Annotated in this window: 16 protein-coding genes and 1 pseudogene; 11 read left to right on the top strand and 6 right to left on the bottom strand. The window is 68.7% G+C overall.

Annotated elements, in window-relative coordinates; genetic code table 11:
• The first annotated feature begins 63 nt into the window (after positions 1-63).
• The 3 genes and pseudogenes from ACZZZN_RS13100 (at position 64) to ACZZZN_RS13110 (ending at position 1,299) form a co-directional block, all read left to right on the top strand.
• Complete coding sequence (locus ACZZZN_RS13100; RefSeq protein WP_241796980.1) at positions 64-381, top strand: GNAT family N-acetyltransferase; 318 nt, start codon at positions 64-66, stop codon at positions 379-381.
• 62 nt (positions 382-443) lie between these two features.
• A pseudogene (locus ACZZZN_RS13105) lies at positions 444-680 on the top strand (pirin family protein); the annotation flags it as partial.
• A 40-nt stretch (positions 681-720) separates the two neighbouring features.
• A complete protein-coding gene (locus ACZZZN_RS13110; RefSeq protein WP_463505573.1) occupies positions 721-1,299 on the top strand; it encodes a pirin family protein in 579 nt (192 codons plus the stop codon).
• Positions 1,300-1,642: 343 nt separating this feature from the next.
• On the opposite strand, the gene ACZZZN_RS13115 is transcribed toward ACZZZN_RS13110, so the two are convergent.
• Positions 1,643-4,696, bottom strand: coding sequence for a S8 family peptidase (locus ACZZZN_RS13115; protein ID WP_463505574.1), 3,054 nt, complete (start codon positions 4,694-4,696; stop codon positions 1,643-1,645).
• A gap of 174 nt (positions 4,697-4,870) precedes the next feature.
• Between ACZZZN_RS13115 and ACZZZN_RS13120 the strand changes: the two genes are divergently transcribed.
• The 5 genes from ACZZZN_RS13120 (at position 4,871) to ACZZZN_RS13140 (ending at position 9,568) form a co-directional block, all read left to right on the top strand.
• Positions 4,871-5,383: an ECF transporter S component gene (locus ACZZZN_RS13120; protein WP_463505575.1), complete on the top strand. Its 513-nt coding sequence runs from the start codon at positions 4,871-4,873 to the stop codon at positions 5,381-5,383.
• A gap of 90 nt (positions 5,384-5,473) precedes the next feature.
• A complete protein-coding gene (locus ACZZZN_RS13125) occupies positions 5,474-7,204 on the top strand; it encodes an ABC transporter ATP-binding protein (protein WP_463505576.1) in 1,731 nt (576 codons plus the stop codon).
• Positions 7,201-8,019 (top strand): energy-coupling factor transporter transmembrane component T, encoded by an 819-nt coding sequence (locus ACZZZN_RS13130; RefSeq protein WP_463505577.1) that lies wholly within the window; start codon positions 7,201-7,203, stop codon positions 8,017-8,019. The genes ACZZZN_RS13125 and ACZZZN_RS13130 overlap by 4 nt, the downstream gene beginning before the upstream one ends.
• An 11-nt stretch (positions 8,020-8,030) precedes the next feature.
• Positions 8,031-8,906, top strand: coding sequence for a siderophore-interacting protein (locus tag ACZZZN_RS13135; protein ID WP_463505578.1), 876 nt, complete (start codon positions 8,031-8,033; stop codon positions 8,904-8,906).
• Positions 8,903-9,568 carry an ECF transporter S component gene (locus ACZZZN_RS13140; RefSeq protein WP_463505579.1) on the top strand — a complete coding sequence of 222 codons (666 nt, stop codon included), beginning with the start codon at positions 8,903-8,905 and terminating at the stop codon, positions 9,566-9,568. Before ACZZZN_RS13135 ends, ACZZZN_RS13140 begins: the two co-directional genes overlap by 4 nt.
• Before the next feature lie 43 nt (positions 9,569-9,611).
• Here ACZZZN_RS13140 and ACZZZN_RS13145 read toward each other — a convergent pair whose 3' ends face one another.
• The 4 genes from ACZZZN_RS13145 to ACZZZN_RS13160 all read right to left on the bottom strand — a co-directional run bounded on the left by ACZZZN_RS13145 (position 9,612) and on the right by ACZZZN_RS13160 (position 12,552).
• On the bottom strand, positions 9,612-9,983 hold the full coding sequence (locus ACZZZN_RS13145; protein WP_463505580.1) for a type II toxin-antitoxin system PemK/MazF family toxin: 372 nt from the start codon (positions 9,981-9,983) through the stop codon (positions 9,612-9,614).
• On the bottom strand, positions 9,980-10,201 hold the full coding sequence (locus ACZZZN_RS13150; protein ID WP_463505581.1) for a ribbon-helix-helix domain-containing protein: 222 nt from the start codon (positions 10,199-10,201) through the stop codon (positions 9,980-9,982). The genes ACZZZN_RS13145 and ACZZZN_RS13150 overlap by 4 nt, the downstream gene beginning before the upstream one ends.
• Positions 10,202-10,297: 96 nt before the next feature.
• A complete protein-coding gene (locus ACZZZN_RS13155; RefSeq protein WP_463505582.1) occupies positions 10,298-11,461 on the bottom strand; it encodes an acyl-CoA dehydrogenase family protein in 1,164 nt (387 codons plus the stop codon).
• 152 nt (positions 11,462-11,613) lie between these two features.
• The gene (locus ACZZZN_RS13160; protein WP_463505583.1) at positions 11,614-12,552 is read right to left on the bottom strand and encodes a M15 family metallopeptidase; all 939 of its coding nucleotides are present in this window, start codon (positions 12,550-12,552) and stop codon (positions 11,614-11,616) included.
• Positions 12,553-12,634: 82 nt separating this feature from the next.
• Here ACZZZN_RS13160 and ACZZZN_RS13165 point away from each other — a divergent pair, with 82 nt between their 5' ends.
• Together ACZZZN_RS13165 and ACZZZN_RS13170 are read left to right on the top strand one after the other, a co-directional pair.
• Positions 12,635-13,696, top strand: coding sequence for an Rv2578c family radical SAM protein (locus tag ACZZZN_RS13165; protein WP_463505584.1), 1,062 nt, complete (start codon positions 12,635-12,637; stop codon positions 13,694-13,696).
• A gap of 64 nt (positions 13,697-13,760) precedes the next feature.
• Positions 13,761-14,300 carry a YaeQ family protein gene (locus tag ACZZZN_RS13170; RefSeq protein WP_463505585.1) on the top strand — a complete coding sequence of 180 codons (540 nt, stop codon included), beginning with the start codon at positions 13,761-13,763 and terminating at the stop codon, positions 14,298-14,300.
• Positions 14,301-14,355: 55 nt separating this feature from the next.
• Here ACZZZN_RS13170 and ACZZZN_RS13175 read toward each other — a convergent pair whose 3' ends face one another.
• Positions 14,356-16,605, bottom strand: a complete 2,250-nt coding sequence (locus ACZZZN_RS13175; protein WP_463505586.1) for a DEAD/DEAH box helicase — start codon at positions 16,603-16,605, stop codon at positions 14,356-14,358.
• Between the two features lie 293 nt (positions 16,606-16,898).
• On the opposite strand from ACZZZN_RS13175, the gene ACZZZN_RS13180 reads away from it, so the two are divergent.
• Positions 16,899-17,795 (top strand): aldose 1-epimerase family protein, encoded by an 897-nt coding sequence (locus ACZZZN_RS13180; protein ID WP_463505587.1) that lies wholly within the window; start codon positions 16,899-16,901, stop codon positions 17,793-17,795.
• The last annotated feature ends 103 nt before the right edge of the window (positions 17,796-17,898 follow it).

Raw genomic sequence — 17,898 nt, forward strand, 5'->3', positions numbered from 1 at the left:
TCGGCCCGCCCGTCCACAACTCGGCGGGCGTAGGTTGGACGCACACGCCCGAAGGAGAACTCGATGACCGACATCACCGTCACCCGCAACGACGACGAGTCCCGCTATGAGATCCGCACCGACGGAACGCTCGCCGGCTACGCCGAGTTCCAGCTGCGCCCCGGTGCGATCCGCTTCATCCACACCGAGCTCGACCCCGCGTTCCAGGGGCAGGGTCTCGCCGGCATCCTCGCCGAGCGCGCATTGACGGACGCCTCGGCATCCGGTGACGCGATCGTGCCCCTGTGTCCGTACATCGCCAAGTACCTCACGACCCATGAGATCCCCGGTGCGGAGATCCGCTGGCCGAAGCGCCCCGGTGATGCTCCGACGGAGGCGTGATGATCGGAGAACGCCGCATCATCCTCGAACCTCGCGAGGTACCGCTCGGCGGAGTGCGCGGCATGAACGTACTGCGCGTGCTCCCGCACCGCAATCTGCCGACGATCGGCGCGTGGTGCTTCCTCGACCGGTTCGGGCCGGCAGACACCAGGATGCGCGTCGAACCGCACCCGCACATCGGCCTGCAGACGGTCACCTGGCCGCTGGTGGGTGAGATCCGCCACCGCGATTCGCTCGGCAGCGACGCCGACCTGCGCCGAGGTCAGCTGAACCTCATGACCGCAGGCAACGGCATCTCCCACTCGGAGTATTCGATCGGCGACGACCCGATCCCGCTCGATGCGCTTCAGTTCTGGGTGGTGCTCCCCGACGGCGCTCGCCAGGGCGTCGGCGGCTTCGAGCGTCACACCGAGCTGCCTCGAGATCGCGATCGATGCCGAGGAAGGAGCGGATGCCACGGCCACCGTCGTACTCGGGGAGTTCGCCGGCACCGCGTCGCCCGCGACCGTGCACACCCCGATCGTCGGCGCGGAGATCTCGATCCCCGCCGGCACGAGCGTGCGCCTGCCGCTGCGCACGGAGTGGGAGCACGGGCTGATGCTCGTCGAGGGCGATGCGACCGTGTCGACCCACGAGATGACGCAGAACGACATGCTCTACCTCGGCGACTCGCGGGATGCCGTCGAGGTGTCGAGCTCGCGGGGAGCACTGCTGTTCCTGGTCGGCGGCGAACCCTTCGACGACGAGATCGTCATGTGGTGGAACTTCGCCGGCCGCACGCATGAGGAGATCGTCGATGCGCGTGCGGACTGGGAATCGGCGTCCGCCCGCTTCGGCGTCGTCGACGGCCACGATGTGCGGATCCCCGCACCTCCGCTGCCCGACGTGCGGTTGATGCCGCGAGGTCGGAAGATCTGACGCGACCCCGGTCGTCGAGCGAGGACGACGGAGTCGACCCCCGTTCGTCGAGCGAGGACGACGCAGTCGACCCTCGGTCGTTGAGCGAGGACGACGCCGTCGACCCCCGGTCGTTGAGCGAGGACGACGCAGTCGACCGAGACGAAACGCGGTGAGCCGACCCTGCAGACCCACCACGTTTCGTCTCGCTGCTCCGCCGCTCGCTCAACGACCGAGACGGAGGTCGTTGAGCGAGGACGACGCAGTCGACCGAGACGAAACGCGGTGAGCCGACCCTGCACACCCACCACGTTTCGTCTCGCTGCTCCGCCGCTCGCTCAACGACCGAGACGGAGGCCCTCCGCTACTGCGCGTCGACCGTGACGATCGTGCGCACGTCCGACTCGCCGTACTGCACGAGTCCGAGGTAGCGGGTGCCGGCGGTGAGGCCGGTCCAGCTGAGCTCGTAGCTCGTCGCCTCGCCGCGGACGGCGTCGATCGGGTTCGGGTTCGCGGTGAACGCACCCTCACCCTCCGGCTGCACAGAGGCGTGGGTCATGTCCCACGTCATCGGGGCCGAGGTCGAGTACACGTTCGCGACCACCAGGTAGGTGCCGGCCGTGGGAGCAGGCAGCGTGACCTGCTCATCCGCCGACCCCGTCGCCGACTGCCAGCGCTCGTAGTAGCGCAGGTCGTCGGGGCTCACGACCCGATAGACCGTGAGGTCGAGGTCGCTGCCGGTGTCGTCCGACGAGTCGAGGTCGAAGCGCGAGAGCGTGGTGCCCTCGGGCACATCGACGATCCACGACACGTCCTTGTTCTCGTCTCCCGACGCCTCGTCGCCCGAGTGCCCGACGACGCGGCCGTCGGGGTCCTCGAGCAGCGTGAACGGGGTGAGTCCCGAGAGTCCCAGCGCGAGCTCACCGTCGACACCGGGGGTGACGTCGACCGTGGCGACACCGTCGACGCCTGTTCCCGACACCTCGGCCGGAGCATCCGCCGTCACGGGGAACACCGCGATCGGTGACCGCACCGTGTTCTTCTTGCTCGTCCAGGTGAGCGATCCGGTCGCCCACTGCTCGACCGGTGCGCTCTGATTGTCGAACGTGACGGTGTAAGTCGCGGTCTGGCCGGGCTTGTCGAACGTGAGCGTCGAGGGCTCGACCGTCACGTTGACTCCCGGCAGGTCGACGGATGCGGTGAACGTGCCCTTCTCCGTCGCGGTGACCGTGCGGGTCACCGTCTGCGCGCTCGCGAGCGATCCGATCGAGAAGGACGCGATGTTGAGGTCGCTGCCGTCGATCGGTTCGACGCCGTCGAACTCCGCCAGCCCCTTGCCCTCGAGGAACGCCGCCCAGTCGGGCACGTCGTTCAGGTAGAGCAGACCCGGGGTGAAGAAGCGCTTCGGATCGACCTGACCGGCGCCCTGCTGGAACGGATCCCTGTTCGCAGAGCCGTCGGCGTTCACGGTGTCGTATGCGGTCGTCATCATCGCCGACTTGACCTCGGCGGGCTTGGCGTTCGGACGCTCACCGAGGTAGAGCGCGGCGAGACCGGCGATATGCGGTGACGACATCGACGTGCCAGACAGGATGCCGAAGGTCGGCGCCTCGCCGGGAGCGTTCTGCGTCGCCGCGAGGATCGCCACGCCGGGCGCTGCGATGTCGGGCTTCATGATGTCGCTGCCGTCGGCCAGCATCGGGCCACGGCTCGAGAATCCGGCGATCTGCGGCACGGGCGTCACGACCCCGGTCGTGTTCTCGCCCACGAGCGTGATCGGACGATCGACCCCGCCCTGTACGTAGGCCAGCACGGCCGCGCGGTGCACCGACGAGAGGTGCACGGTGGGCACCGCGTGGAAGTCGTTGTCGAGCGAGTCGGCGGCGCCGGGTACGTTCACGAGCACGACGCCCATGCCTCCGGCATCCTTCACGACCTGCGACTTCTCGGCGCGGGCGTTGCCGCCGCGGTCGCAGACCACGATGTGACCGGCGACCATCGCCGGATCGAGGCTGCCGGGAAGGCACAGCGCCGCATCGGCGGCCGCCTGACCGGCAGCCGGTGCGTCACCCGCGTAGACCGAGGGACCTGTGACCGTCGTGCCGAACGGCACGCTCACCGAGGCTCCGGCCTGGGCGAAGCCGTCGAACTGCACGGTGCCCTCCCAGGTCGGGACGGTGGATGCCGCGACCGTGGTGTACCACGGAGACGCATGGTCGGCGGTGACGGGATCGGGGCCGTCGTTTCCTGCACTGGTGGCCACGAAGACGCCGGCCGCTGCTGCGTTGAAGAACGCGATGTCTTCGGGGGCGAGCACGGTCGATGCCGCGCCACCGCCGATGGAGTAGTTGATCACGTCGACTCCGTCGGCCACGGCCTGATCGATCGCCGCGATGAGGTCGCTGCCCGCGCAGATGTCGTCGGTCGTGACGGCCTCGTCGGGGCCGATGTAGCAGGCCTTGTACGCCGAGACCTTGGCACCCGGAGCGACGCCCGAGATCCTGCCGAATTCGGTGTCCTCGATCGAGGCCTCGACGCCGAAGTTGCCTGCCGCGGTGCTCGCGGTGTGCGATCCGTGGCCGTCGCCGTCACGCGGCGAGAGGTAGTCGTATTGGAAGTCGAAGCCCGCCGCCTCGGCGCCCGCGTGGAAGTACTGGGCACCGATGAGCTTCGACGAGTAGTCGCTCTTGTCCCAGTCCTGGCCCTCGACCATCGCGGCCTGGAACTGCCCGCCGTCGGACTTGTCGAAGTACACGTGGGTGCCGTCGGTGTAGGGCTGCGAGCCCTTGTGTCGCTTGTCGTTCTTCTTCTGCTTCTTGAGCTTCTTGCCCTCGAACGAGGGGTGTTCCGGGGCGATACCCGTGTCGATCACTCCGACCACGACGCCCTCGCCTGCCTTCTCGACGCCCCCTGTCTGCTGCCAGACACCGCCGCGACCCTTCCGGTCGTCCCCGAGACCGAGGAAGTCGGTGGAGGTCTGGGCATCCGGATGCCGGACGAAGTCGGGGTAGACGCCGTAGACGTCCTTCGACGCGCGGAGCTGGTCGACCTGCTCGCCCGAGAGGTCAGCGCTGAAGCCGTTGAGGACCACCTGATAGGTGGTGTCGGGAGTGACGCCGACCTCCTGCGCCAGCGTCTGCTGCTGCGTCTCGAGGTGCTCGACGTAGCGCTGCGAGTCCTGAGACTGCGTCTCGAGCTGCTCGCCTTCGGCGGGCTTCGTCGCCTTGAGGCCGTTGACATCGCCGGTGTAGCTCGCGAGCGGGTCGGACTTCATCACGACGATGTAATGCCCTGGCGTGCCGTCGACCGGAGTGGGGTGGTTCACCTCCTCCGCCGCATAGCCCGTGGTTGCCGTCGATGCGATGAACAGCGTGGCCAAGGTGGTGGCCGCTGCCATCCGGAGGGGTGTTCGACCCATGTGCTTCTCCCGATGATCTTCGTGCGACCGGGTTGCCGCACCGCCGCTCAAGCTACGCCTCAGTCAGCTGCCGGTTCCAGGTTCCAGGGTTATTACTGGACGATCGGCCAGCCGACTCGCCATTGGTCGACAGTAGGCTGAGAGGGTGGCCCCCTCCCCGTCCTGACGACCCGTGTGCTGCTGATCTGCGCCGCGATCGGCGTCGCCACCGGCATCCTCGGCGGGATCGCCGGACTCATCACACCGGGCGTCATCGTGCTCACTCCGTACCTCTACGGGCTGGTGCTGGGGTCGCATGTGCTGCCGGGGATCATCGCGCAGGAGGTGCTGCGCCGACCGTTCGTCGCCCTCGTCACGCACCTGATCGCGGCACTCATCTCGAGCGCGTTCAACCCGGCCTGGGCACTGCGGTTCATCGGCACGGCGCTGCTGTTCGGCGCGATCCAGGAGGGCATCGCCGCCCTCACCCGTTACCGGTCGTGGGGCCCGTGGCGCTTCTTCATCTCGGCCGGGGTGATCGGTGTGATCGTGGCGGTCGTGGTCTTCTTCGCGGTCGATCTGGCGACCTTCGCCCCGTGGGTGCAGATCGCCTATCTGGCGATCTCCGTGCTCGGTCCCCTCGTCTGGACCGCGGTCGGACTCGCCATCGGCGCAGCCCTGTCCCGCGCCGGCGTCGCGCGGCGCTGACGCCCTCGCCACCCGAATCCGACGCGTGGCGATTCAGGTAAGGCTCAGCTAAGTTAGAACGGTACCGATCCGCAGAACCGGGGTTATGCCGTGCGCACATCTGCGCCTCTTCTCCGCGTGCGTGACCTCTCGATCACCCACGCCGATTCCGTGCACCCCTCTCCCGAAGACGTCACCTTCGACATCGCCGAAGGGGAGGTCGTCCTGCTGCTGGGCCCCTCGGGCTCGGGCAAGTCGACGCTGACCCTCGCGCTCAACGGGCTCGTCCCGCACGCCGTGCCGGCCACCATGACCGGTGCCGTCGAGGCCGGCGGCGTCGACACGGCCCACGCGACCACCGCCGAGCTGAGCACGCGGGTCGCGATGGTCTTCCAGGATCCGGATGCCCAGATCGTCACCGGAACCGTCTACGACGAGGTGGCCTTCGGCCCCGAGAACCTGCTGCTCCCCCTCGCGGAGGTGCATCGGCGCGCCGAAGACGCGATCCGCCGAGTGGGGCTGTGGGATCGACGCGACGAGAATCCCGACCGGCTCTCGGGAGGCGGTCGGCAGCGTCTCGCGATCGCCTGCGCACTCGCGATGGGGTCTCCGCTCGTCGTGCTCGACGAGCCCACCGCGAACCTCGACCCGCAGGGCATCGACGACGTCTACTCGGCGCTGCGTGACGTGATCGCTGCCGGCGATCGCGCCATCCTGCTCGTCGAGCACAACCTCGACGCGGCCATGGGATTCGTGACCAGGACGATCGTGCTCGATCGCGCCGGGCGTGTGGCATTCGACGGACCACCGGCCCAGATCATCCGTGACCACGTCGACGAGCTGATCGCACTGGGCGTCTGGCTGCCCGCGGCGACGCTGGCCGCGCTGCGCCTGCGGGATGCCGGGATGCAGTTCGCCGAGCTGCCGCTCACGCCGGACGAGCTCGCAGCGGTACTGGCCGCGGCCACGACTCACGACGTGTCGTCTCGCTCCGCTCGCTCGACGAGCGAGGAGCGCAGCGGCGAGATGACACGCGCTGACGCGGCCGAGGCCGCTCGCTCGACGGCCGAAAAGGCCCACACCGCACCGATCATCACCGCCCGCGGTCTCACCGTGCACCGCCGCCGCACCGAGATCCTGCGCGGTGTCGACCTCGACGTCGACCCGGGCACCCTCACCGCGATCATCGGCACGAACGGCGCGGGCAAGACCACGCTGCTGCAGGCGCTGGCCGGTGTCGTGCCCCCACCCAGACGACAGGTGACGGTCGACGGCATCGACCCGGGATCCGCATCGCCTCGTGAGCTCGCGAGCCGCATCGGCTTCGTGTTCCAGAACCCCGAGCATCAGTTCATCGCGCACACCGTGTTCGACGAGCTCGCGCACGGACTCCGGCTGCGCCGCACCCCGGATGCCGAAGTCGGCGAGCGCGTCGACTCGATGCTCCGGCGATTCGGGCTCGAGGCGAAGGCCGCAGTGCATCCTTTCCTGCTGTCCGGCGGGGAGAAGCGGCGCCTGTCGGTCGGGACGGCGCTGATCACGCGCCCTCGAGTGCTCGCACTCGACGAGCCGACGTTCGGGCAGGATCGCGCGCGGGCATCCGAACTCCTCGCGCTTCTGAACGACCTGCGAGACGAGGGCACCACGATCCTGATCGTCACCCACGATCTGCAGCTCGTGGCGGAGCACGCGTCGCACACCGTGATCCTGAAGGACGGACGTGTGCACGCCGCCGGCCGCACCGGCGACCTCTTCGCCGATGAGACGCCGTTCGTCGAGGCGGGTCTGCGTCTGCCCGCACTCCAGCGGATGCTGGCCGCGACAGGACAGGCCATCGCATGAGCGTGCAGACCTTCGATCCGTACGCCGGCGTGGCGGCATCCGCTCCCCGCCAGTTCCTCTACGCGCTGAACCCGCTCGCGAAGGTCGCCGGCGTCGCACCGGCGATGCTGGTGCTCATCGCCGTGCGCGATCTCGCCACCCCCGCCACCTTCCTGATCGTGGCCCTCGCCACGATCGTCGTGGGATCTCGGCTCACTGCGCGCATCGCGGCCCTGCTGTTCGCCGCCCTGCCGATCGGCCTGCTCGCGATCGGCGTCGGATTCTCGCTGTGGGTCGATGCGGGGCTCGTCGACGGCACCACTGCGGTGGTGGAGCTCGGTGACTGGACGCTGTACCGGGGCGCTCTCGCGATCGGCTTCGCGACGGCACTGCGTCTCGGCGCCATCGTCGCACTGGCGCTCATCGGCGGTCTGACGACGAGCGGCCCCGACCTCGTGCGCGCGAGCGTGCAGCAACTGCGGGTGCCGTATCGAATCGGATACACGGCGCTCGCGGCCTTCAGATTCGTCCCGCGCTTCGGGCACGAGCTCGCCGTGATCCGCGCGGCGCATCGGGTTCGCGGACACCACGGAGGCAGTGGGCCCTTCGCACGCATCGCGCGCGGGTGGGGCTACATCGTGCCCCTGCTCGCCGGAGCGATCCGCCACGCCGAGCGGGTCGCGCTCGCGATGGACTCCCGCGCCTTCGGCGCGCACCCGACGCGCACCGAGCGTCACCTCGTACCGTTCCGCACGCGCGACACCGTCTTCATCGTCGTCTGCGTGCTCGCATCCGCCGCGATCTTCACGTTCTTCTTCCCCTGGCAGCTGCCCTGAAAGGCGCCCGCATGGCATACAGCAAACTCGTCAAGCCCGAGTCGTCCGAACTCATCCACCTCAGCGTGCTGCGCACCGAACGACTGTCGGAGCACTGGATGCGGATCACGCTCGGCGGCGGTGAGATCGAGAAGTTCCGGCCGATGGGCTTCGACCAGTGGTTCCGCCTGTTCCTGCCGATCGGTGGGGATGCCGGGCTCGACCGCGTGCCCGCCAAGGCCAACAGGATGTTCGGGTACATGAAGTTCCTGCGCATCCCCGACGGCGAGCGCCCGGTGATGCGCAATTACAGCGTGCGCGCATACCGGCCGGCGACCGCGGATGCCGGGGCCGAGATCGACGTGGACTTCGTGCTGCACGGGTCTGCCGCTGACGGAACCGCCGGCCCCGCATCCCGGTGGGCCGAGACCTGCGAGCCCGGCGAGAACGTGCTGATCATCGACGAGGGACTCACCTTCAACCCGCAGCGCGGCACCGATCGCGTCGTGCTCATCGGAGACGAGACGGCCCTGCCCGCGATCGCCTCGATCTGCGCCTCGCTGCCGGCAGACGCCACGGGCACGGCCCTGATCGAGGTGCCCACAGACGAGGATGCTCTCGAGTTCGCGCATCCGAGCGGTGTCGACGTGGTCTGGCTCGTGCGCCCGCACGAGTTCCCTCCGGGGTCGTTCGCGCTGGCCCGACTGGGTGAGCTGACGCTGCCCGAAGCGCCGTTCCACGCGTACGCGGCCGGTGAGCAGTCGCTGGCATCCGGTGCCCGCAAGCATCTCGTCGGCGAGCGCGGTGTCGACAAGAACGCCGTCAGCTTCTGCGGCTACTGGAAGATCGGCGCGGCGTCGCCCAGCTCCAAGGCCGCCCGCGACGCGGCGGCGGAGCCCCTCTCGTGAGCGGTCCGGATGCCGGCGGCACGAACCCGTACGTCGATCCGCGTCCCGCTGCGGAGCCAGAACCGCATCCGAATCCGGCATCCGGGGTGCGGAATCGACCCCGCACAGGTGGCGGACGCTCACGCTTGCGCTTCCCGACCGCGATCCTGCTGACCTGCGCGGCGCTCGGCGTCGCCGGCGGCGCGCTGCTCGCCCCGGCGAACTGGATCTCGACGATCCTCTTCCCCGGCCTGCCGTTCGTGAGTGTGGGACTCGCCGGACTCTGGCTGCTGCCCTCGGTCGTCGCCCTCCGACTGCTGCGGCGCCCGCTCGTCGGCCTGCTGGTGGGCCTCCTCGCCGGCCTCGTGATCGTGCCCTTCTCGGGCTACGGCTTCAGCAGCGTCGCGACGAACCTCTGGTGGGCGGCGTTCACCGAGTTGCCGTTCCTGTTCGTCATCTGGCGCTATTGGCGAACCTGGCTCCACTATCTCGGGGCGGCGATCGTCGGCATCGTGTACCCGATCCTCGCCTGGGCGTCGTTCGATCTCGGAAGCTTCAGCGTCGCGCTGCAGATCACGTTCTTCGCCGTGACTCTCGCCAGCTGCCTCGGCGGCACCGCCCTCGGCATCCTCATCGCGGACCGACTGCGCAAGGCCGGCGTCGGATCTCGCCTGCCGCGCTGACCGGCCCTTCCGCACTCCGGACACAGCTTCGGAGTCGGGAGCGTCAGAGTGAGAGATGCAGACGAAGGGCATCATCGATCGCGGCGATGAGATCGGCCGGCACCCATCCGATCGGGCGCACGATCCGAGTGACGGCGATGGTGCGCACCTGCTCGGCCTGCGCCTTCGAATCGTGATCAAGGCCAGTCGCGTCGGCGGGCAGCAGCACCTGGAACGGCCAGATCCGCGTCGTGTTGGACGTGACCGGCACGACCGTCACCGTGGCGCGTGGCGACCGCATCGCTTCGGCATTCGCCGCATTGTTGCTCACCAGCACGGCGGGCCTGATCTTGCTCGCTTCGGAACCGACCGCCGGGTCGAAGGACACGAGCATGATCTGCCCCCGGCGCAGGAGGGGGATGGACGAATCGGTCATGCGGACGCGAGGCCGTCGGCGTCAGCGGCATCCCACGCGTCGTCGTACCCCTCGGCGAACGCCTCTGCATAGGCATCAGCCAGCCGGCTCTCGCGCAGGAGTCGAACGGCATCCTGCACTGCGGCAGAGCGAGAGGCGTATCTGCCGCTCAGCGTCTCCAGATCGAGGAATGCGACGTCAGCTTCGCTCAAGCTCAGACTCACCTTGGCGTTCGTCATACCTCGATGCTACCCAAGTAGGAATGTTCCTACCACCGTCAGCACGGCAGAAGGGCCCAGGATGCCGGCACCCTGGGCTCTTCTCCAGAAGACTCGTCAGCGCTTGCCGACGATCTGGCGACCGACGAGGTCGCGCATGATCTCGTTCGTGCCGCCGTAGATGCGGTGCACCCGGGCATCGGTGAAGGCGCGGGCGATCGGGTACTCCATGATGTAGCCGTAGCCGCCGTGCAGCTGCACGCCCGTGTCGAGCACCTCCCACTCGCGCTCGGTCGCCCAGAACTTGACCTTCGCGGCGTCCTCGGCGGTGAGCGTGCTGTTCTTGTAGGCGATCAGCGCGCGGTCGATGTACGCCCACATCGCGTCGGTGGTCGCAGCCATGTCGGCGAGCCGGAAGCGGGTGTTCTGGAAGTCGGCGATGCGTTCGCCGAACGCCTCGCGGTCTTTCGTGTAGGCGACGGTCCAGTCGAGAGCGGCCTGCGCAGCCGCGGCCGCGGCGACGCCGATCGACAGACGCTCGAGCGGCAGGTTCAGCATCAGCTGGATGAAGCCCTGCCCTTCCTTGCCGCTGATGAGGTTCTCGTCGGGGATGAACACGTCGGTGAAGCTGAGCTCGGCGGTGTCCCAGCCGTGGAAGCCCATCTTGCTGAGCTTCTTGCCCTGATCGAAGCCCTCCATGCCCTTCTCGACGAGCAGCAGACTGAACGCGTCGGGACGGTTGCCCTCGCCGGTCTTGACGAAGGTGACGACGACGTCGGCCGTCGTACCTGAGGAGATGAACGTCTTGGCGCCGTTGAGGATGTAGCCGCCGTCGACCTTCTTGGCGTTGGTCTTGATGCCTCGCAGGTCGGAGCCCGCACCGGGATCGGTCATGGCCAGAGCGCCGAGCACCTCACCCGTGGCCATACGGGGCAGCCACTTCTCCTTCTGCTCCTGCGTGCCCATGTGCACGAGGTAGGGAACGGCCAGATCGTCCTGGATGCCGAAGGCACCGGCCAGCGAACCCGCGCCCGCGGCGATGACCTCTTCCATCACGACGGTGCGGAAGCGATAGTCCTGCAGCATGCCGGCTCCGCCGAACTCCTCGGGGACGGACAGTCCGATCAGGCCGGCCTCACCGGCCGCCAGCATGGTGGGCCGATCGATCTCACCCGCGGCATCCCACCGCTCGATCGCCTCATTGCTCACATGGCGCTTGACGAAGTCCTTGACGAGGTCGCGGAAGGCCTCGTGATCCTCTTCGTAGATGTCGCGTTCCATTGCGTCCTCCCGAACGTCTCGTGCGTCTTTGCTCCCGGCGATTCTATGCCGGTTCGCCGACACGGCGACAGACCGTTGTGGGAATGCATCTCACAGACCGTGAGACTGGGTCTCGCACTTGTCGGATGCCCTCAGAGCGCCTTTAGGGCTGGTCAGTGGGTGTAATCAGGAGCCGCGGGAAGTGCGAAGAACTCCTCGAGCGTGTGATAGCCGCCCTGGTGATAGGCGGCGGCGAGCTCGGGGCCGAGATACCGGAGATGCCACGGCTCGGGCTTGTACCCGGTGATGCCCGACCCGACCTGCTCGTAGCGCACGATGAAGCCGTACTCCCACGCGTTCTCGGCCACCCACGCGCCCTGGGCTGTGCCGCCGAAGGCATCGATTCCACCGCACGCGGGGCCGCAGGCCACGAGATCGAGCGCGAGCCCGGTCTGGTGCTCGCTGTGACCGGCACGCGCCGACGACGCATCCGCCCCCGCCTGGCCGCTGTTGCGCACGTGCGACGCGTGCGTGACGACCTGCAGATCATACGAGCGGTAGCCGTTGTTCGCGCCGATGGTGCCGGCTCCTTCGGCGGCAGCATCCGCAGCCAGCGCGCCGACCGCCGCGGCGACGTCGGACCTCGCCTGGCCCGACCGTGTGGTCATCTGCACGGGGAGATCGGCGAGCGACGCCGGCGCGAACTCGATCGGATCGAGCGGGCGCGCCTTGTTGACGACGACCCAGACGTGCGCAGGGTCGGAGAGCGAGACGCAGGGTGCGTTACCCGCCACGACCGCCGCCCGGAAACTCTCGCCGCCACCGAATCCCGCGATGATCGCCGAATCGTCGGCCACCGCGATCGCCTCGAGGACGCTCGGCTCGGAACACGGATCGGCCGCGGTGGTCGCACCGACCTGCACCTCCGGCACCGCCTGCACCACCACGGGCTCGGGAAGGATCTCGAGCGCAGCCTGCGGGGCCGCAGCCACCGGGGCACTCGCTATCGACAGCAGGATGCCGAGGGCGGTCACCGCGAGTCCTGCCGGGAGAGCGGGTCCGCGGATCGGAGATCGCGGCGCAGCATGCTGAGGCTGCAACGCGGAAGTCATGGATCCATTGTCCCTTAACTCGAGTAGAAGAGATGTCCGATCCGGGTTGACGCGACTGTCGTCTTTATGTTCGACTGTAGGCATGCGGTGGCAGGGACAGAAGGTCGGAGACGTCGACGACTCTGCGCTGCCCGGGCTCGAGAACCGCGCCGGCATCGTCCGCTCCGTGACCACCCCGGAGTTCGCGGGCATGACCTTCCACGAGGTGCTGTCGAAGTCGGCACTCAACCACGTTCCGGGCGCCTCGCGTATGCCGTTCGCGTGGACGATCAACCCCTATCGCGGATGCAGTCATGCATGCGTTTACTGTTTCGCTCGCGGAACGCACGAGTATCTCGATCTCGACGGCGGTTCCGATTTCGACTCGCAGATCGTCGTCAAGACGAACATCGTCGAGGTGCTGCAGAAGGAGCTGCGACGAGGCAGTTGGCAGCACGAGACCGTCGCACTGGGCACGAACACCGACCCGTATCAGCGCGCCGAAGGTCGCTACAAGCTCATGCCCGGGATCATCGAGGCGCTCGCGGCATCGGGCACCCCGATCTCGATCCTGACCAAGGGCACACTGATCCGGCGCGACATCCCGCTGCTCGTGAAAGCCGCTCGGCGGGTGCCCATCGACATCCAGATGTCGATCGCGATGTACGACGACGAGCTGCAGAAGGCGATCGAACCGGGCACCCCGACAACCCAAGCGCGACTCGACACGGTGCGAGCCCTGCGCGATGCGGGGTTCCGTGTGACGGTGTTCCTGATGCCGATCATGCCGCACATGACCGACTCGCTCGAGGCGATCGACACCGCATTGCGTCGCATCAGGGAGGCCGGAGCGAGCAGCGTCGTCTACGGCGCCCTGCATCTTCGGGCCGGGGTGAAGCCCTGGTTCATGCAGTGGCTCGGCGAGCACCGCCCCGACCTCGTGTCGTCGTATCGCGGGCTGTATCCGGGGGTCTCCGCCGAGGCCCCGAAGGGCTACCGCCAGTGGCTCGCCAAACGCGCGCGACCGCTGATCAGACTGCACGGGCTCGACGGACAGCACGAAGACGACTATCCGGTGCGTGGCATCCGGGCCTCTGCACCTCACGGGCGCCCTGCGCCCGCGTTCACGCCGTCGCCGGCTGCCGCGCAGCCGATGCTGTTCTGAGGGCAGAGCCTCTGATCGCACCGACGTCGAACGCGTGCGCCGCAGGCGCGTAGGCTCGTTCGTTATGGCTACCGGCTCCACGATGCACACGTTCGACGTCCAGCTCGCCGACATGGATCGCGGCGTGTATGACGACTTCGCACTGCGCGCCGCGCGGCATCCGTCCGAGACCGATGCCTACATGCTCACCCGGGTTCTCGCATACGGACTCGAGTTCACCGAGGGGATCACCTTCGGCGGTGGCATCTCCCAGACCGACGAGCCCGCTGTCCTGGTGCGCGACCTCACCGGCCAGATCACCGCCTGGATCGAGGTCGGCGCGCCCGACGCCGAACGCCTGCACTACGGCAGCCGTCTCGCCGAGCGTACGGTCGTCTACACGCATCGTGACCCGGCGAAGGTGATGGCGCCGTGGGCAGACAAGCGCATCCACCGCGCCGAAGACCTCCGCGTCTACAGCTTCGACCCCGGATTCGTCGACTCCGCCGCGCCGCTCATCGCGCGCCGCAACACCATGACGATCACGCGCACCGAGGGCACCCTGTATCTCGACCTCAACGGCACGAGTCTGACAAGCGGCGTGCACGAGCACGAGCTCGGCTGAGTCGACGAAGGCCCCGCCCCCGCAGATGCAGGGACGGGGCCTTCGTTGTGACGGATCAGGCCGTGAGGTCTGCCGCGGTCGGCACGCGACCGGCGATCTCCTCGATCAGGTCGTCGTTCAGGCGAGCGTTCTCGAACGGCGCGTCGATCTCGGCGCGCTCCAGCAGCTCGGTCATGCGACGCTGGCGCTGACGCGTGATCAGCGTGACGACGCGACCCGAACGACCCGCGCGGCCCGTACGGCCCGAACGGTGCAGGTACGTCTTGTACTCGTCGGGAGCGTCGGCCTGGACGACCAGGTCGATGTCATCGACGTGGATGCCGCGGGCGGCGACGTCGGTCGCGACGAGCACGCTCACGCGGCCCGAGGTCAGGCGCTCGAGGTTGCGCGTGCGCTTGGCCTGGTTGAGGTCACCGTGCAGCGAGACCGCGGGGATGCCGGCGTCGTCGAACTGCTCGGCGAGCATGTCGGCGTACGCACGGGTGCGCGCGAAGACCAGGGTCTTGCCGGCGCGGTCGACGAGCGAGGTGAGGATGTCGGCCTTGTCGCGGTGCTCGATCACGAGCACGCGGTGCTCGATCGTGCTCGAGTCCTGGTCTTCGCCGGCGACCTCGTAGACGGCCGGGTCGACGAGGAACTCGTCGACGAGAGCCGCGACCTCACGGTCGAGCGTGGCCGAGAAGAGGAGCTTCTGGCTGCCGTCGGCCGTGTGACGCAGGATGCGCTGCACGGGCTCGACGAATCCGAGCTCGCACATGTGGTCGGCCTCGTCGAGCACCGCGATACGGCAGTCCGAGAGGTCGAGCTTGCCCTGGTTGATGAGGTCTTCGACGCGACCGGGCGTGCCGATGACGATGTCGACGCCCTTCTTCAGTGCACCCACCTGGCGGCCCTGCGGCACACCACCGTAGATCTGCGTGGTGAAGAGGCCCACGCTGCGGGCGATCGGCTGGATGGTGCGGTCGATCTGCAGCGCGAGCTCGCGGGTCGGAGCGAGGATGATCGCACGGGGCGACCGACCGAACTCACGACGCTTGCCGGCCTGCGACTGCAGCACGCGCTCGACGAGCGGTGCACCGAAAGCGATGGTCTTGCCCGAGCCGGTGCGGCCACGCGCGAGCACGTCACGACCGGCGAGCACAGCGGGGATGCTGGCGGCCTGGATCGGGAACGGCGTCGCCGCGCCCATGCCGACGAGGGTCTCGACGATGTTGGATCCGAGACCGAGGTCACCGAAGGTCACACCGTCGACCTCGACCGCTGCGACGGACTTCGCCTCGAGGCGCTCGTGCACGACGTCATCCGTCTGCTCGAACTTCTTGGCGGGTGCCGCCGTGGCGTTCCAGTCGTTGCGGCTGGGACGCTCGTTGCGCGACGGCCGCCCGCGGGTGTCCGACGTCAACGGGCGGGGACGCTCGGTGCGGTACGCGCCACCGGTCGAGGGACGCGAACGCTCGTCGCGGCCGCCCTCGATCGAACGCTGAGTGCGGTCACGGTCGAAGGCACGACGAGCACGGTCGGCGTCGTAGGAGCGCTCAGAGCGCTCGGCGCCACCACGGTCATCGCGACGCGGGCCTGCGCCACGGTCATCACGACGAGGACGGTCGTCACGGTCGAAGCGCGGACGCTCGGTGCGGTCGCCCGAACGGGCAGGGCGGTCGTCACGGGTGAAGCGCTGGCCACCGCGATCGTCGCGGAAGCCACCGGAACGCTGGTCACGGCGGTCGTCACGGCCCGGACGGCCGCCATCGCGGTGATCGTTGTCACGGAAGCCCTGGCGCTGCGTGCCCGCACCGCGGTCGTCACGGCGAGGACGCTCGTCGCGCTGGCCGCCGCGCTCATCGCGGTACGTGCCGGGACCGGTCGGACGCTGGCCGCCACGGTCATCGCGACGCGGACGATCGAAGCCCGCGGAGGAGCGGTCGTTGTAGCGCGGGCGGTCGTCGCGGTTGTGCGGCGCCTCGCGGCGACCCGACTCCGCGCGGTTGCGGATACCACGGGCCTCGTCGCGGCCGGCGCGCTCCTGCGACGACCAGCGCTGCTTGGGGGCACCGCCCTCTTCAGCCGGACGGTAGCCACGGTGGCTCGCGCTGCGGCTGCCGGGGCGACGGTCGAAGCCGGCAGCCGGGGTACGGCGCTCGCCGGCGTCCGCTCGCCCGCCACGGGCATCGCGGGAGTCGCGCGTGTCGCGCGCACCGTCGCGGCCGCCCGAGTTGCGGTCGTGGAACGAGGTCTTGTTCGCGCCGTAGCGCGGCTCGAAGTTGGCGGCGGGGCGTCCGCCGCGGGGCTTCTTGTTCTTGGGCATGGGGATGTCCTTCTGAGTTCTCGCACGAGAACGGCGCCGCGCACACGCGCGAGCACCCTGCGCCGGATCGGATGCGATCGGGCGGGGTTCCGGACTGTCAGCGGCCGGGGCCATTCATGTGATGGTTGATTAGCGTCGAGCGACGCTCACCATCGGCCCCTGGACTCACACTTCTTACACAAAAACGTCCGCGCACTGCGCGGGTGTCCGAAGCCGACCCAGCAATTGTAGCGGTCGCTCCTGAAAATCCGCCCAGTCCCCCTGACACTCACGCATCGCCATACGATTGCGGGGTGAACTCCGCATCCCCCACCGGCACCCAGGTGTACCTCCAGCTCGGCGACGTCAGCGCGCAGGTCGCTCAGGTCGGCGCCTCCCTCCGATCGCTGCGCATCGGCTCGGTCGATCTGATCGCCCCCTACCCGATCGACGCCCCGACACCGTCGTGCTCGGGCGTGGTGCTCGCACCGTGGCCGAACCGTGTTCGCGACGGGCTCTGGGACGACGAGGGCGCCGCGCGCCAGCTCGCGGTCACCGAGCCGAAGTTCCGCAACGCGAGTCACGGACTGCTCCGCTTCACGGCGTACGACATCGAGGAATCCGCGTCGGCGACGGCGCTGAGTGCCACGATCTTCCCGCAGACCGGATACCCGTACCTAGTCGAGACGAGCGTGACCTACGTGCTGCACGCCGAAGGCATCGACGTCACGCACACTCTGACGAACCGCTCGGCCACGGCTGCGCCGGTCGCCCTCGGAACGCATCCGTTCGTCACGATCGGCGACGTGGACGCGCACGATCTGGTGCTGCGGGTGCCTGCGCAGACGCAGTTCACGACCGATGAGCGGATGCTGCCGACGGGCACAGTGCCCGCGGATGCTGCGCTTCGCGACGGCGTGCGGCTCGGCGATGTCAGCCTCGACACGGGGTATACAGACCTCGACCGCGATGCCGACGGACTCGTGCGTCACTCGCTCACCGCCCCCGATGGCCGGCGCGTGACCCTCTGGCAGGGCACCGGCTTCGACGTCGTGCAGGTCTATACGACCGACAAGTATCCGGGGCAGCCTCTCGCGGTCGCGATCGAGCCGATGACCGCGCCCGCCGACGCGTTGAACAGCGGTGTCGGCCTGCGCCGCCTCGCCCCCGGCGAGACCTGGACCCTGCAGTGGGGCATCCGACTGGACTGAGCTCGGCCGCGCGCCGTTCACAATTCAGCGTGGGCGCGACGACGCCCGCCCGAAAAGCGGTTCCGGGCGGGCGTCAGGCACTCGGCTGCTGAACTGTGAACGC

The sequence above is a fragment of the Microbacterium sp. AC145 genome, assembly GCF_979258505.1.

What these genes read in the sequence shown, in the direction of transcription:
- ACZZZN_RS13100 (WP_241796980.1), top strand. Translation starts at nt 64, where the DNA reads ATGACCGACATCACCGTCACCCGCAACGACGACGAGTCCCGCTATGAG.
- ACZZZN_RS13110 (WP_463505573.1), top strand. Translation starts at nt 721, where the DNA reads ATGCGCTTCAGTTCTGGGTGGTGCTCCCCGACGGCGCTCGCCAGGGCG.
- ACZZZN_RS13115 (WP_463505574.1), bottom strand. Translation starts at nt 4,696, where the DNA reads ATGGGTCGAACACCCCTCCGGATGGCAGCGGCCACCACCTTGGCCACG.
- ACZZZN_RS13130 (WP_463505577.1), top strand. Translation starts at nt 7,201, where the DNA reads ATGAGCGTGCAGACCTTCGATCCGTACGCCGGCGTGGCGGCATCCGCT.
- ACZZZN_RS13135 (WP_463505578.1), top strand. Translation starts at nt 8,031, where the DNA reads ATGGCATACAGCAAACTCGTCAAGCCCGAGTCGTCCGAACTCATCCAC.
- ACZZZN_RS13145 (WP_463505580.1), bottom strand. Translation starts at nt 9,983, where the DNA reads ATGACCGATTCGTCCATCCCCCTCCTGCGCCGGGGGCAGATCATGCTC.
- ACZZZN_RS13150 (WP_463505581.1), bottom strand. Translation starts at nt 10,201, where the DNA reads ATGACGAACGCCAAGGTGAGTCTGAGCTTGAGCGAAGCTGACGTCGCA.
- ACZZZN_RS13155 (WP_463505582.1), bottom strand. Translation starts at nt 11,461, where the DNA reads ATGGAACGCGACATCTACGAAGAGGATCACGAGGCCTTCCGCGACCTC.
- ACZZZN_RS13160 (WP_463505583.1), bottom strand. Translation starts at nt 12,552, where the DNA reads ATGACTTCCGCGTTGCAGCCTCAGCATGCTGCGCCGCGATCTCCGATC.
- ACZZZN_RS13165 (WP_463505584.1), top strand. Translation starts at nt 12,635, where the DNA reads ATGCGGTGGCAGGGACAGAAGGTCGGAGACGTCGACGACTCTGCGCTG.
- ACZZZN_RS13170 (WP_463505585.1), top strand. Translation starts at nt 13,761, where the DNA reads ATGGCTACCGGCTCCACGATGCACACGTTCGACGTCCAGCTCGCCGAC.
- ACZZZN_RS13175 (WP_463505586.1), bottom strand. Translation starts at nt 16,605, where the DNA reads ATGCCCAAGAACAAGAAGCCCCGCGGCGGACGCCCCGCCGCCAACTTC.